The 13,905-nt window shown below is 73.6% G+C and carries 11 protein-coding genes; 6 read left to right on the top strand and 5 right to left on the bottom strand.

The annotated features are described in order from the left end of the window. The 5 genes from bluB to ACYVP9_RS12000 are packed head-to-tail and all read left to right on the top strand — an operon-like array spanning position 1 to position 6,634. A complete protein-coding gene (bluB, locus tag ACYVP9_RS12020) occupies positions 1-1,701 on the top strand; it encodes a 5,6-dimethylbenzimidazole synthase (protein WP_460605105.1) in 1,701 nt (566 codons plus the stop codon). Next, positions 1,698-2,597: a CobD/CbiB family cobalamin biosynthesis protein gene (locus ACYVP9_RS12015; protein ID WP_460605103.1), complete on the top strand. Its 900-nt coding sequence runs from the start codon at positions 1,698-1,700 to the stop codon at positions 2,595-2,597. The genes bluB and ACYVP9_RS12015 overlap by 4 nt, the downstream gene beginning before the upstream one ends. Continuing rightward, positions 2,594-4,102: a cobyric acid synthase gene (locus ACYVP9_RS12010; protein WP_460605102.1), complete on the top strand. Its 1,509-nt coding sequence runs from the start codon at positions 2,594-2,596 to the stop codon at positions 4,100-4,102. The genes ACYVP9_RS12015 and ACYVP9_RS12010 overlap by 4 nt, the downstream gene beginning before the upstream one ends. Positions 4,103-4,152: 50 nt before the next feature. Then, on the top strand, positions 4,153-6,213 hold the full coding sequence (locus ACYVP9_RS12005; RefSeq protein WP_460605100.1) for a SpoIIE family protein phosphatase: 2,061 nt from the start codon (positions 4,153-4,155) through the stop codon (positions 6,211-6,213). Positions 6,214-6,247: 34 nt separating this feature from the next. Then, a complete protein-coding gene (locus ACYVP9_RS12000) occupies positions 6,248-6,634 on the top strand; it encodes an ATP-binding protein (RefSeq protein ID WP_460605099.1) in 387 nt (128 codons plus the stop codon). A gap of 20 nt (positions 6,635-6,654) precedes the next feature. On the opposite strand, the gene ACYVP9_RS11995 is transcribed toward ACYVP9_RS12000, so the two are convergent. Further along, on the bottom strand, positions 6,655-7,581 hold the full coding sequence (locus ACYVP9_RS11995) for an aldose 1-epimerase family protein (protein ID WP_460605098.1): 927 nt from the start codon (positions 7,579-7,581) through the stop codon (positions 6,655-6,657). A 48-nt stretch (positions 7,582-7,629) separates the two neighbouring features. Between ACYVP9_RS11995 and ACYVP9_RS11990 the strand changes: the two genes are divergently transcribed. Beyond that, positions 7,630-8,646, top strand: a complete 1,017-nt coding sequence (locus ACYVP9_RS11990) for a LacI family DNA-binding transcriptional regulator (protein ID WP_460605096.1) — start codon at positions 7,630-7,632, stop codon at positions 8,644-8,646. On the opposite strand, the gene ACYVP9_RS11985 is transcribed toward ACYVP9_RS11990, so the two are convergent. From ACYVP9_RS11985 to ACYVP9_RS11970, 4 genes are all read right to left on the bottom strand, one after another. Continuing rightward, positions 8,643-9,692 (bottom strand): ABC transporter permease, encoded by a 1,050-nt coding sequence (locus ACYVP9_RS11985; RefSeq protein ID WP_460605095.1) that lies wholly within the window; start codon positions 9,690-9,692, stop codon positions 8,643-8,645. The genes ACYVP9_RS11990 and ACYVP9_RS11985 overlap by 4 nt on opposite strands. Next, the gene (locus tag ACYVP9_RS11980) at positions 9,689-10,732 is read right to left on the bottom strand and encodes an ABC transporter permease (protein ID WP_460605094.1); all 1,044 of its coding nucleotides are present in this window, start codon (positions 10,730-10,732) and stop codon (positions 9,689-9,691) included. The genes ACYVP9_RS11985 and ACYVP9_RS11980 overlap by 4 nt, the downstream gene beginning before the upstream one ends. Then, complete coding sequence (locus tag ACYVP9_RS11975; protein WP_460605093.1) at positions 10,729-12,288, bottom strand: sugar ABC transporter ATP-binding protein; 1,560 nt, start codon at positions 12,286-12,288, stop codon at positions 10,729-10,731. Before ACYVP9_RS11975 ends, ACYVP9_RS11980 begins: the two co-directional genes overlap by 4 nt. A gap of 150 nt (positions 12,289-12,438) precedes the next feature. Then, positions 12,439-13,623, bottom strand: coding sequence for a type 1 periplasmic-binding domain-containing protein (locus tag ACYVP9_RS11970; protein WP_460605092.1), 1,185 nt, complete (start codon positions 13,621-13,623; stop codon positions 12,439-12,441). Positions 13,624-13,905: the final 282 nt, after the last annotated feature.

The following is a 13,905-nucleotide window of genomic DNA, read 5'->3' as shown; positions in this document are numbered from 1 at the left end:
ATGAGTGTGGCCGACCCCGATCACCGGTGGCCGCGGCCCGTCCCCACCGTCGGCGACCGGACCTCCGCGGGCGAGCGTGCCGCCGACCCGTCCGGTTGGGCGATGGGCGACGACGTGCGCGCGACCCTCGACGCGGTGCTCACCGCGCGACGGGACATCCGCCGCTACCGTCCCGACCCGGTGCCGGACTCGCTGCTGCGCGACGTGCTCGCCGCCGGCCACACCGCACCGTCCGTCGGGCACTCCCAACCGTGGCGGTTCGTCGTCGTGCGCGAGCAGGCGAGCCGCGACCGCGCCGCGGCGATGAGCGACCGTGAACGGCTGCGGCAGGCCGAGCAGCTCACGCCCGACCGTCGCAGGCGGCTGCTCGACCTGCAGCTCGAAGGCCTGCGCGAGGCGCCCGTCGGCATCGTGGTCGCGTGCGACCGGCGGACGGCCGCGGCCGGCGTGCTCGGCCGCGCGAGCTTCCCCGACACCGACCTGTGGAGCTGCGCCTGCGCCATCCAGAACATGTGGCTCGCCGCCCGCGCGGCCGGGCTGGGCATGGGATGGGTGACGCTGTTCCGTCCCGACGACCTCGCCGGACTGCTCGACCTGCCCGACGGCGTCGAGACGCTGGGCTGGCTGTGCCTCGGCTGGCCCGACGAGCGCCCGCCCGAACCCGGGCTCGAGCGGCGCGGCTGGTCGTCGCGGCTGGCGCTCGACGACGTGATCGTCACCGAACGGTGGCCGTCCGACCACGCCCCCGAGGCCCCGCCGTCGCATCTCGCGCCGCCGCCGGCCGCGGTGGTGGCGGCGCGGGACAGCGGCGACGACCTGCTCGCCCCGCCGGGCGCGCTCGGGGTGCTCGACACCGCGGTCGACCGGGTGCTGGCCCTGCCCGCGCCCGCGCCGCGGACGGGCACGCTCGTGCTCGCGGCCGGACGCCACCCGGTCACCCGGCACGGGGTCTCGGCGTACGCCGACCACGTGGTCGACGACGTGCTGGCCGCGACGGCCGCCGGCGAGTCGCTCGCCGCCGTCACCGCACGGACGGCCGGGCTGCGGCTCGTGGTGGCCGATCCGGGCACGACCCGGGCGCAGGGCGACCTCGTCGCCACCGACGGCCTGCACCCCGGCGACGTGCGGCAGCTGCTCGACCACGGACGCGAACTCGGCCGCACCGCCGCCGGGCACGGTCTGGTCTGCCTCGGCGAGGTCGGCGTCGGCAACACGACGGTGGCCGCCTCGCTGGCGAGCGCGCTGCTGCGCCGGCCCGCCGACGAGCTCGTCGGGCTCGGCGCGGGAGCCGACACCGCGATGCTGCGTCGCAAGATCGAGGTCGTGTCCGCGGCGGTGGCCCGTGCGGACGGGCCGACCGACCCGCTCGCCGCGCTGGCCGCCCTCGGCGGACCCGAGTTCGCCGTGCTCACCGGCGTGGCCCTGGGTGCCGCCGGTGCCGGTGCGGCCGTCGTGCTCGACGGCCTGGCGACCTCGGTCGCGGCGCTGCTGGCGGTGCGCCTCGAACCCGCCGTCCGCGCGTCGCTGGTCGCCGGGCAGCGCAGCCGCGAACGCGGCCACGGTGCCGTGCTCGTCGAGCTCGGGCTCGAACCGCTGCTCGACGTCCGGTTGCGCGCCGGCGAGGGCGTCGGCGCCTGCCTCGCCGCGCAGATGCTGCTCGCCGCGCTGGCCGTGCGGCACGACGCCGGGCGCACCGGGTGAGCACGGCGCTCGGGCTGCTGCTCGGCGTTGCCGCCGACCGCGCGATCGGCGACCCCCGGCGAGGTCATCCCGTGGCCCTCTTCGGTACCGCTGCGAGTCGGTTGGAGAACGCGACCTACGCGGACGACCGGGTGCGCGGCGCGTTGTTCGCCGCCGTGTGCGTCTGCGCAGCCGGGCTGCTCGGGTCCCGGTTGCGGGGTACCGCCGCGACCGCTGCGGCGACCTGGGCCGTGCTGGGCGCGCGCACCCTCGGCGACGAGGCGCTCGCGGTGCACCGCCGACTGGCGTCCGGCGACCTGCCCGCTGCGAGACAGCGGTTGACGCATCTCGTCGGGCGCGACACGTCCGTGCTCGACGAGGCGGGCGTCAGCCGCGCGGTCGTCGAGTCGGTGGCCGAGAACGCGTGCGACGCGGTCGTCGCGCCGCTGCTGTGGGGCGCGGTCGCGGGTGTCCCCGGCCTGCTCGCCTACCGCGCGGCGAACACGCTCGACGCGATGGTGGGTCACCGCTCGCCGCGCTACGAACGTTTCGGCTGGGCGTCCGCACGGCTCGACGACGTCGCGAACCTCGTGCCCGCGCGGTTCACCGCGCTGCTCGCGGCGGTGGCTGCTCCGCTCGTCCGCGGTTCCGCCGCCACCGCGCTCGCGACCGCGCGCCGGGACGGTCGCGCACACCCGAGCCCCAACAGCGGCATGAGCGAGGCCGCGTTCGCCGGTGCGCTCGGCCTGCGGCTCGGCGGAACCAACGTGTACGAGGGGCGGACGGACGACCGTCCGGTCATGGGTGACGGCCGCGCCCCGAACCCCGACGACATCGGACGGGCGGTGCGCCTGCTGCAGCTGGTGACCGCGGGCGCCGCGGTGGCCGCGGCGCTGATCGCGCGGGCACGCGCATGAGCGGGGCGCTGCTCGTCGCGGGCACGACGTCCGACGCGGGCAAGAGCGTGGTGACCGCCGGCCTGTGCCGCTGGCTCGCGCGTCAGGGCGTCAGCGTCGCGCCGTTCAAGGCCCAGAACATGGCGCTGAACTCCGCGGTCACCCGCGACGGCGCCGAGATCGGGCGCGCGCAGGCGATGCAGGCCGCGGCGTGCGGCATCGAGCCCGAGGCCGTGATGAACCCGGTGCTGCTCAAGCCCGGCAGCGACACCCGCTCGCAGGTCGTGCTCCTCGGACGGCCGGTGGGCGACGTCGGCGCCCTCGACTACCAGGCCTACAAGCCCCGCCTGCTCGAGGCGGTGACCGCCTCGCTCGACGAGCTGCGCGGCCGCTTCGACGCCGTGATCTGCGAGGGCGCCGGCAGCCCGGCCGAGATCAACCTGCGCGAGCGCGACATCACCAACATGGGGCTCGCCCGGCGCGCGGGCCTGCCGGTGATCGTCGTCGGCGACATCGACCGCGGCGGCCTGTTCGCCGCCCTGTTCGGCACGCTCGCCGTCCTCGACGCCGACGACCAGCGCCACGTCGCCGGGTTCGTCGTGAACAAGTTCCGCGGCGACGAACGGCTGTTGCGACCGGGCATCGACCAGCTCGCTGCGCTCACCGGGCGGCCGACCTACGGCGTGCTGCCGTGGCAGAAGGACCTGTGGCTCGACGCCGAGGACTCGCTCGACCTCGACTCGCGCCCCCGCACCGCCCTGCCTCCGCTCGGCCGCGACTCGCTGCGCATCGCGGTGGTGCGACTGCCGCGCCTGTCGAACGTGACCGACCTCGACGCGCTGTCGGCCGAGCCCGGCGTGGCGGTGTCGCTGACGACCTCGCCCGACGCCGTGGCCGAGGCCGACCTCGTGGTGCTGCCCGGCACGCGCGCCACCGTGAGCGACCTGGACTGGCTGCGCCGCACCGGCCTCGCCGACGCCGTCACCGCGCGCGCCGCGGCCGGCCGTCCGGTGCTCGGCATCTGCGGCGGCTACCAGATGCTCGCCCGCACGATCGTCGACGACGTCGAGAGCCGCGCCGGAACCGTCGCGGGCCTCGACCTGCTGCCGTGCGACGTCGAGTTCGGACGGGAGAAGACGCTGCGCTGGTCGTACGGCGACGCGCTCGGCGCGCCCGTGGCCGGGTACGAGATCCACCACGGCGTGGTCGCCGTGCGCGGGGGCACGCCCTTCCTGGACGGCTGCGAGCACGGAGCGGTGCGCGGCACCACGTGGCACGGCGTGTTCGACAACGACGCCTTCCGGCGGGCGTTCCTCGCCGACCTCGCCGCCCGCACCGGCCGTGACGTCACCGTCGCCGCCGACGTCGAGTTCGCCGCGGTGCGACGGCGCCGCTTCGACGTCATGGCCGACCTGGTGGCCGACCATCTCGACACCCACGCGCTGCGCCGGCTGTTGCAGACGGACGCGCCGATGCCGCTGCCCGTGCTCACGAGCGCACTGACCGCTCCGGAGGCCGGACGGTAGCGTGGTCGCACGGCCGAGCCCAGGCCGTCCGCCGACCCGAAGGTGGTGACGTGCCGCCACCGCACAGACCGATCGCGCTGTACGAGCTGGCGCTCGACGCCGCGGGCATCGGCACCTTCGACTGGGATCTCGTCAGCGGACGGCTCGTCTGGGACGAACGGCTGATGACGCTGTTCGACTACGACCCCCAGACGTTCACCGAGTCGATCGAGGCGTTCAACGCCCGCCTGCACCCGGACGACCTGCCCCGCATCACCGCCGACCTCGACCGGGCGATCGCCGCGGTCGGGGTGTTCGACGCCGAATACCGGCTGCTGCTGCCCGACGGCAGCCAGCGCTGGATCGGCGCCCGCGGCGAGGCACTGCCCGGACCCGACGGCACCGCCGTCCGCCTCATCGGCGCGGCGTACGACACCACCGACCGCCGCGCCGCCGAGGCGCAGGTCGCAGCGGTGCTCGAATCGATGACCACCGCGTTCTTCTCCCTCGACACCGACTGGCGCTTCCGTTACGTCAACGCCGAGGCGACCAAGCTGCTCGACCGCACCCGGGACGACCTGCTGGGTGGCGTGATCTGGGACCTGTTCCCCGCCGCGAACGGATCGGACTTCGAGACCCACTACCGGCAGGTCATGGACACCGGCGAGGCGGTCACCTTCGACGCCTACTACCCGGAGCCGCTCGACGCCTGGTACGAGGTGCGGGCCTCGCGCACCCCGGACGGGCTCGCGGTCTACTTCGTCGACGTCACCACCCGCCGCCGCGTGCAACAGGAGGCGGCGAACGCCGCGGAGCGCGCGGACCTGCTCAGCCGCATCACCATCGACCTGGTCGGCACCCTCGACCACCGCGAGGCCGCCGCACGTCTCGCCGGGCTCCTCGTACCCACGTTGTGCGACTGGTGCGTCGTGACCCTCGTCGACGACATGGCCTCGCCCGGCAGCCGCGACGGGCTGCGGGCCATCGGCGTGCGGCACCGCGACCCCGCCCTGCAGCCGGTCGCCGCGGAGTACGCCACCTCGCGCCTGGACGAGCTCGCGGACGACGACGTCGTGGTGACCGTCGTCGAGACCGGCCGTCCGCAGCACATCCCCCGCGACGCGACCGCGCAGGTCCGCCGCATGTTCGGCCCCACCCGCGCGCGCGACCTGCTCGACCGGCTCGCCCCGGACGCCGTGCTGATCCTGCCGCTCACCGGGCCGGCCGGGCCGGTGGGCATGGTCAGTCTCGCGAACGGGGCCGACCGCGGCGACTTCGCGGCCGCCGACGTGGTCAGCGCCCACCACGTCGCCGCGCGCGCCGGGCTCGTGCTCGACAACGCCCGGCTGTACCGCCAGCAACGTGAGCTGGCCGAGACGCTGCAGCGCTCGATGCTGTCGGCGCCCGTCGAGCCCGAGCACAGCGAGATCGTGGTCCGCTACTCCCCCGCCGCGCAGGGGGCGCAGATCGGCGGCGACTGGTACGACGCGTTCGTCCAGGACGACGGCGCGACGGTGGTGACGATCGGCGACGTGAGCGGCCACGACGTCGCCGCCGCCGCCACGATGGGCCAGCTGCGCTCGGTGCTGCGCGGCATCGCCGTCTCCGGTGCCGGGCCCGCGGCCATCCTGCGCGGGGTCGATCACACCATGCAGTCCTTCCGGTTCCCCGCCACGGCGACGGCGATCGTCGCCCGGCTCGACCACCTGGACGACGGCAACACCCGGCTGCGCTGGTCCAACGCCGGGCACCTCGAACCGCTGCTCGTCACCGCCGACGGCCGGGTCGAGTGGCTCGAGACCCCGCGGCCGGAGCTGCTGCTCGGGTTCCGCGCCGACGCCGCGCGCACTCAGAGCGAACGCCTGCTCGCGCCCGGCTCGGTGGTGCTGCTGTACACCGACGGCCTCGTCGAGCGCCGCGACGAGGACATGGAGGACGGTCTCGGCCGGTTGCGTGACGCCGTGGCGCAGCTGTCCGCGGAACTGCTCGCCGGCCGCCTCGACCTGTCCGCCCTGTGCGACCGGCTGCTCGCGGGCCTGATGCCCGACGCGCCCCAGGACGACGTCGCGCTGCTCGCCGTCCGGCTGCGGCACCGTGATCGTCCGCCGGGCGAAGCACAGCCGCCCCGGTGACGCCCCGGTCGTGTGGCGTGGGCACACCGTGGAGGTGGAACAACCCCAGGACGTGAGCATCGAGCTCGACGCCACGAGCACGGCCCCCGTCATAGCCCGGCGCTTCGTCGACGAGCACGCCGACGACCTGCCCGCCGAGGTCGTCGCCGATGCCGAGTTGCTCGTCAGCGAGCTGGTGACCAACGCCGTGCGTCACGGCCTGCCGGCCATCACCGTGCGCCTGCGCCTCGACCCGCCGCGCCTGGGCGTGCAGGTCAGCGACCGCGGACCCTCGCTGCCGCCCACCCGGCCGCTCGATCCGGGTGAGAACGCCCCGGGCGGGCGCGGCCTGCTCATCGTCGACCGGGTGTCGTCGCAGTGGGGTGTGCTTCCGCACGAGAGCGAGCCCGGCAAGACCGTGTGGTTCGAGCTGGAGACGTAGCGCACCGCCCGACCGGTCCGTCAGACGGCGCCGATCGTCGCCGCCATCGACATCGAGTCGCCCGGGTCGAGCACGACGAGGCCGGCGCCGGAGTTGAACGCGTCCGGCGCGCACGTCATGGGTTCGAGCGCGACCGCGCGCCGGTGCATCGGGTCGCCCGGGGCGTGCAGCGTGTAGACCTGCACCCAGTCGCAGCGGGTGTCCCACCCGACCCGCACGCCGCGGCCGTCCGGGCCGGTGAGCGTGGCCGCCGCGTGGCCGTCGGCGAACGTCACGCCGCCGAACGCGTGGTCGAGCGAGGTGTCGCCGAGGCGGACGGGGACCCGGAAGTCGAGGCCCGCGTCGGCGACCGGCACCACCTCGCGCGGCAGCAGCCGCTCGTCGGTGAGCACCACGCGCTCGCAGGGCAGCTCGAGCGTCCAGTCGTCGAGCCGGCTGCCGTCGCCGACGGTCAGGTACGGGTGGGTCGACAGGCCCACGGGCGCGGCGTCCGGGCCCGCGTTGCGGGCGGCCAGCCCGACCGTCAGCCCGTCTGTCGTGAGGGTGTACTTGGCGCGGACCTCGACGGTGAACGGGTAGCCCGGCCGCGGCAGGATCGTGTACCCGAGGGTGACCGACGCCGGCTCGCACGCCACGACGTCCCACCGCTCCCACAACGCGAGGCCGTGCAGCGCGGTGTCGGTGGCGACCTCGGTCACCGGCAGCTGGTGCGTCTCACCGCCGAAGTCGTAGCGGCCGCCGGCGATGCGGTTTGGCCACGGCGCGAGCGCGGCGCCGGCGAACGGGGGCACCGGCACGCGTCCCGGCGCGCGGTGCACGAGGCGCCGGCCGTCGTGCCACAGCGCGTGCAGCGCGGCTCCCTGCAGGCCGACGTGGGCCCGGTGGCCGTGTGCCTCCAGGCCGATCACCTGCGGCGGCACCGGTCCGCCGTTGTCGAATTCCGACATGATTTGTCCAACGCTCCCAACTCGTCACAACGTGGCTATCCTGACCCGGTGAACCGGCCCCCCGCCCTGCAGGACGTCGCCGCGCGCGCCGGGGTCTCGGCACAGACTGTCTCGCGGGTGCTCAACGATCACCCGCACGTGTCGCCCGCGACACGCGCCAAGGTGAAGCAGGCGATCATCGACCTGGGCTACCGGCGCAACATGTCCGCCCGGTTGCTGGCCACCGGACGCAGCAACGTCATCGGTGTGATCGCGCCGAGCTCGATGCTCTACGGACCGTCGTCGATGGTCGACGGCCTGAGCCGGGCCGCCCGCGCCGCCTCGATGTCGTTCTCGGTCGACCACCTCGTCGACTTCGACGAGGCCGCGGTCGGCGAGTCGATCGACCGGTTGCTCGGCCAGGGCGTCGCAGGTCTGCTCGCCGTGCTCCCCCTCGACTCCGCGGTGGCCACCGCCTCGACGCTGCTGCCCGGCGGCACCCCGCTGGTCACCGTCGACGGCCTGCCCGACGCGCGCGGCGCCTCGGTGAACGTCGACCAGTACGGCGGCGCCGTGCTGGCCACCGAGCACCTGCTCGCCGCCGGGCACGACACGGTGTGGCACGTCGCCGGCCCGGCCGACTGGAACGACAGCCGGGCCCGCGAGGCGGGGTGGCGCGACACCCTCGAGAAGGCGGGTGCCGAGGCGCCGCCCGTGGCCCGGGGCGACTGGAGCCCGGCGTCCGGCTACGAGGCGGGACGCATGCTGGCCCGCATCCCCGACTGCGACGCGATCTTCGCCGCCAACGACCACATGGCGCTCGGCGTGGCCCGGGCGCTGCGCGAGCACGGCCGGCGGGTGCCGGAGGACGTGCGCCTGGTCGGCTTCGACGACGTGCCCGAGTCGGCGTTCTACGCGCCGCCCCTCACCACCGTGCACCAGGACTTCGCCGCCGTCGGACGGGCGGGTCTCGAACTGCTCATCGAGCAGATCGAGACGCCCGGTGCGCCGGTGCGTTCGGTGCTGATCCCGGCGACGCTCGTGCCGCGGGCCTCGAGCGCCGGGCATCGTCAGCACACACCCTAGGTGCCCGGCGGCGCCGTCCGCCTGCTGATCGTCGCCTGCACGACCACCACGGCGAGCAGGAACGCACCCGACACCACCTGCTGCACGTAGGAGTTCAGGTTCGCGCCCTGCACGATCAGGTTCTGGATCACGAACAGCAGGCTGATGCCCGCGAGCGTGCCCAGGATGGACCCGACGCCGCCGGCGAGCAGCGTGCCGCCGATGACCACGGCCGCGATCGCCTGCAGCTCGTAGGAGTCACCGATGCGGGCCTCCTGACCGCCGCCGCTCTGCGCGGTGGTGAGGATGCCGGCCAGTGCCGCGCACACGCCGCTGATGACGTAGACGAGCGTGGTCGAGCGCCGCACCGGCAGGCCCATGAGCTCGGCCGCCGGCTGGTTGCCGCCGATGGCCTGGATGTTCTGGCCGAACGCGGTGCGGTTGAGCAGCACCCAGCCGAGGCCGAACACGACGAGTGCGATCCACACCGGCGTGCCGATGGTGGCCAGCGCACCGGTGCCCAGCGCCTCGAACGCCTTGTCGCCCGGCACGCGCGGCACGGCGTTGCCCTCGTCGGTGATGAAGAAGACGATGCCGCGCACCCCGCCGAGACCGGCCAGCGTGACGATGAAGGCGGGCAGCCGCGTGTAGCTGATGATCAGGCCCTGCACGAGGCCGACGAACGCGCAGGCGAGCAGTGGGACGAGGATCGCCGTAGCCGAGCCGTAGATCGAATATTGCGCGCTCAGGATCACCGCGAGCGCGTAGGTCGACCCGACCGACAGGTCGATGCCGCCGCTGATGATCACGAACGTCATCCCGGCCGCGATGATGGCCAGGAACGACGCCGCCAGCGCCACGTTGCGGAAGTTGTCGGCCGAGCCGAACGTCGGCACGATCACCACGCCCAGCACGACGACGACCGCCAGGGCGACCACCGCGCCGTTGCGCAGCAACAGGGACGTGACGCTGCGGCCGCGGGCGAGCGCCGCCTCGCGTCCGCCGTTGTCGGCGGGGGTGGTGACCGGCCGGTCGCCGTCGAGCTCCACCGGGCGCATCTCGGTCATCGGTTCCTCCAGGGACGCTGCAGCAGCACGGCCGCGATGATGATCAGGGCCTCGACGATGCGCGCGACGGAGTCGCGGATGCCGTGCGAGACCAGCGTGTTCTCGAGCACCTGGATGAGCAGCGCGCCCGCCATGGTGCCGAGTACCCGCACCCGCCCGCCGGTCAGCAGGGTGCCGCCGATGACCACCGCGGTGATGGCAGTCAGTTCGATGTTCAAACCGACATACGACGGGTCGGCCGCGCGGATGCGCGCGGTGCTGATGACCCCCGCGAGACCCGCGAGCAGTCCCGAGATCGCGTAGACGGTGACGAGCGTGCGGCGCACGGGCACACCGGCGAGCCGGCTGGCCCGCAGGTTGCCGCCGACCGCGAGCAACCGGAAGCCGAACGCGGTGCGGCGCAGCAGCACGGCTGCGAGCACGGCCAGGACCACGACCAGCCAGAAGATGTCCGGCAGGGCGAGGAACTTCGACTCGCGGATGGTGCCGAAGAACGGCGGGAACAGCTCGACCAGCGCGCCGCCGGTGATGACCAGCGCGATGCCGCGACCGCCGACGAGCATCGCCAGTGTCGCGACGATCGGCTGCACCCGTCCGACGGCCACCACGAGACCGTTGAACGCCCCCACCGCAGTGGCCAGCACCACCGCCATTACGATGGCCACACCGATCGGCAGGCCGAACCCGTCGGGCGTGAACGCCTTGGCGGTCATCGCGGCGGCGATCGCCATGACCGCGCCGACCGACAGGTCGACGCCACCGGTGCCGATGACCAGGGCCATGCCCAGCGACACCATGGCGACGACGGTCACCTGCACCGCGAGCAGCTGGATGGTCTCGAGGGTGACGAAGTTGTTGGTGGCGACGACGTTGAACAGCACGAGCAGCGCGAGCGCGACGTAGACGCCGCGGTCGCGGAGCCAGGTGGCGACCGACCCGACGGACACCCGGCGGGACGGCGGTGCCGCACCGCCGTCCGGCGCGGCCGGCGGCGCCGTCGTGGCCTTGGTCAGCGAGCCGGTCGCCTCGGCCGGGGTCACCGCGCCACCTCGGCCGCGCCGGCGGGTGCGCTCTCGGCGGCGGCGCCCGCGATGGTGTCCATGATGTGGTCCTCCGTGATGTCGTCACCGAACAGGGACGCGAGCTGGGCGCCGTCGCGCAGCACGACGACGCTGTCGCTGCCCTCGACGACCTCCTCCAGCTCCGAGCTGATGAGCACGACGGCCATGCCCTTCTCGGCGAGCTCGGCGACCAGGCCCTGGACCTCGGCCTTCGCGCCGACGTCGATGCCGCGGGTCGGCTCGTCGAGCAACAGCACCTTCGGGTTCAGGCACAGCAGCCGGGCCAGCAGCACCTTCTGCTGGTTGCCGCCCGACAGCTCGGACACCTTCTGGCGCGGGCTCGAGGCCTTGATGCGCAAGCGACGGAAGAAGACGTCGACGATCTGGTCGAGCTTCGAACGGCTCACGAACCCGGCGCGGGTCAGCTGGGGCAGGGCGGCCAGACCGATGTTGTCGCGGATGGACAGGTCGGGGATGATCCCGTCGGCCTTGCGGTCCTCGGGCAGGAACGCCACCCCGCGCCGCAGCCGGGACGCGGGGGTCTGCCGGCCCACCGGCCGTCCGTCGATCGTGATCGTGCCGGAGTCGAGCGGCAGGGCCCCGAACAGGGCGCGCGCGGTCTCGGACCGGCCCGAGCCGAGCAGCCCCGCCAGGCCGACGACCTCTCCCGGACGCACCCGGACCGACACGTCGTCGAGCACGAGCTTGCGGCTCAGGTGGTTCGCCTCGAGCACCGGTGGCGCGTCGGCGACCGGCGGACGCCCGGCCAGCCGGGTCAGGTGGCCGTCGTCGAGTTCGGCGGCGTCGCGCCCGAGCATGCGCGAGACGAGTTGGCGGCGGTTGGTGTCGGCGGTCGGCCCGCTCCAGACGAGCGCACCGTCGCGCAGCACCGTGATCGTGTCGCACGCGCGGAACACCTCGTCCAGCTTGTGCGACACGTAGAGCACGGCGACGCCGTCGGCCCTGAGCAGGTCGACGACGGCGAGCAGCTTCTCGACCTCGCGGGGTTCGAGCGAGGACGTGGGCTCGTCCATGATCACGACGCGGGCCGCCGTCGACACGGCCCGCGCGATCGCGACCATCTGCTGGATGCCCAGGCCCAGCTCGCCCAGCGGGCGGCGGACGTCGACGGCGATGCCGAGTCGGTCCAGCTGCTCGGACGACTGCTGGTTCATGCGCCGCAGGTCGAGCATGCCGAGCCGGCTCAGCTCGCGTCCGAGGAAGAAGTTGCGCGCGACCGAGAGCTGCGGGGCGAGGTGCACCTCCTGGTAGATGGTCGCCACCCCGGCCTGCTGCGCGGCGCGCGGCGAGGAGAACTCGACGTCCGCGCCGTCCAGGGTGACGGTGCCGGAGTCGGGCGTGTACACGCCGGTGGCCAGCTTGATCAGCGTCGACTTGCCCGCGCCGTTCTCCCCGACCAGGGCGTGCACCGAGCCCGGCAGGAGGTCGAGCGAGACCTCCCGCAGCGCCTGCACACCGGCGAAGCTCTTGCTCAACGCCCGGACGGACAGTGCCGGTGTGACACCTCGCGTCATGTCTCGCTCCTCTCGTGCCGTGCCGTGCCGTGCCGTGCCGATCGGACGCGCGCCGGCCCGGGCCTCGTGGGCAGCCGGGCCGGCGCGGTTCCTGGTCCCGCGGCTTCCGTGGGGACGGCGCCGGGGTCGGGGGGCCGTGGGGCCGGACCGTCAGTAGGCGGTGCCGCTGGCCAGGGCCTGCTTGGCGTTGCTGCTGTCGTACTGGTTGTCGGTCGTGATGGTGACAGCCGGGGCGCCGTCGCCGTTCACGTACTCGACGAGGGCGGCCTGCGCGGCGGGGCCGAACGCCGGGTTCGACTCGATGACGGCGTCGAAGTTGCCGTCGACGATCGCCTGGACCGCACCCTTGGTGCCGTCGATCGAGACGATGTGCACCTTGTCGGTGCCGGCCTTGCCGGCGTCCTCGAGCGCGGCGAGGGCGCCCAGGCCCATCTCGTCGTTCTCGGCGTAGATCGCGTCGACCTCGGGGTGGGCGCGCAGCAGCGTCTCGGTGACGCTCTGGCCCTTCTCACGGGTGAAGTCGGCGGTCTGCTGGAAGATCACCTTGATGCCGCTGGCCTTCTTCGCCTTGAGCTGGTCGAGGAAGCCCGCGGTGCGGTCGTCGGTGACGTTGACGCCCGACGCGCCGAGCAGGATCGCCAGGTTCGCCTTGCCGCCCGTCGCCTTGATCATCGCGTCGGCGGCGCGGCGGCCCTGCTCGACGAAGTCGGAGCCGAGCTGCGGGCCCACGCTCTGGCAGCCCTTGACGCCGGTGATGTTGCGGTCGACCGGGATCATCGCGACCTTCTTCTTCTTGGCGTACGCGATGGCGTCGCCGAGGCCGGTCGAGTTGATCGGCGAGAAGATGATCGCCTTCGCACCCTTGTCGATCATGCCCTTGATGTCGCTGTTCTCCTGCTGGACGTTCGACTGCGCGTTGGTCGTCAGCAGCTTCCAGCCCTTCTGCTTCGCGGCCTGGATCTGCGACTTCGTCGAGGCGATGCGGAACGGGTTCGCCTCCTTCTCCGACTGCGCCCAGCCGATGGTGTCCTTCTTGAAGTCGATCTTGCCGATGCCGAGCTGCGACGCCTTGCACATCGGCCCGTACTGCGCCGAGACGCCCTCGGGCTTGGGGGTGGTGAGCAGCTGCGTGCCGCCGGCGGCGACGATCGCCGCGGGGACGCCGTTCTGCGAGGCGCCCAGCGACTGCTGGGCCGCCTGCGAGCCGGACGGCGCGGCACTGCCGCTGCCGCCGCCGCCGTCACCGGTGTCGCCGGTGGTGCAGCCGGCCATGAGCGCGAGGGCGGCGACCGCGGCGCAGGCCGAGGCGGTACCGCGCGTGGACAACCTGATCATGGAATGGTCCTCATCTGGTTCTGGTCGCCACACTCGCGGCGGCGGACGTCGGACGGTGCCTGGGTGTTGGTGAGCGATAACATCCAGCGCCGCGCGGCCGTTGTCAAGGACAAGTTTCGGGCTCGTTACACCATCGGTACCTCGAGGCCTCTGGAGACACCCCCGCGCCCTAGAGGCCTGTCGCTACGCCGGATCGCCCGTTGCGAACGGATGGCGCGACGTCCTTGACAGGCCCTGCCCCACGCCTAGACTGCGACCACTGTTTGCGATAACAGAAATGTG

The organism is Jatrophihabitans fulvus, assembly GCF_054781375.1.
The sequence above is the reverse complement of the archived record's forward strand: the minus strand, read 5'-3'. Positions and strand labels throughout refer to the sequence as shown.

Coding starts and splice junctions, on each gene's coding strand:
- bluB (WP_460605105.1), top strand. CDS start 1: ATGAGTGTGGCCGACCCCGATCACCGGTGGCCGCGGCCCGTCCCCACC.
- ACYVP9_RS12010 (WP_460605102.1), top strand. CDS start 2,594: ATGAGCGGGGCGCTGCTCGTCGCGGGCACGACGTCCGACGCGGGCAAG.
- ACYVP9_RS11995 (WP_460605098.1), bottom strand. CDS start 7,581: ATGTCGGAATTCGACAACGGCGGACCGGTGCCGCCGCAGGTGATCGGC.
- ACYVP9_RS11985 (WP_460605095.1), bottom strand. CDS start 9,692: ATGACCGAGATGCGCCCGGTGGAGCTCGACGGCGACCGGCCGGTCACC.
- ACYVP9_RS11975 (WP_460605093.1), bottom strand. CDS start 12,288: ATGACGCGAGGTGTCACACCGGCACTGTCCGTCCGGGCGTTGAGCAAG.
- ACYVP9_RS11970 (WP_460605092.1), bottom strand. CDS start 13,623: ATGATCAGGTTGTCCACGCGCGGTACCGCCTCGGCCTGCGCCGCGGTC.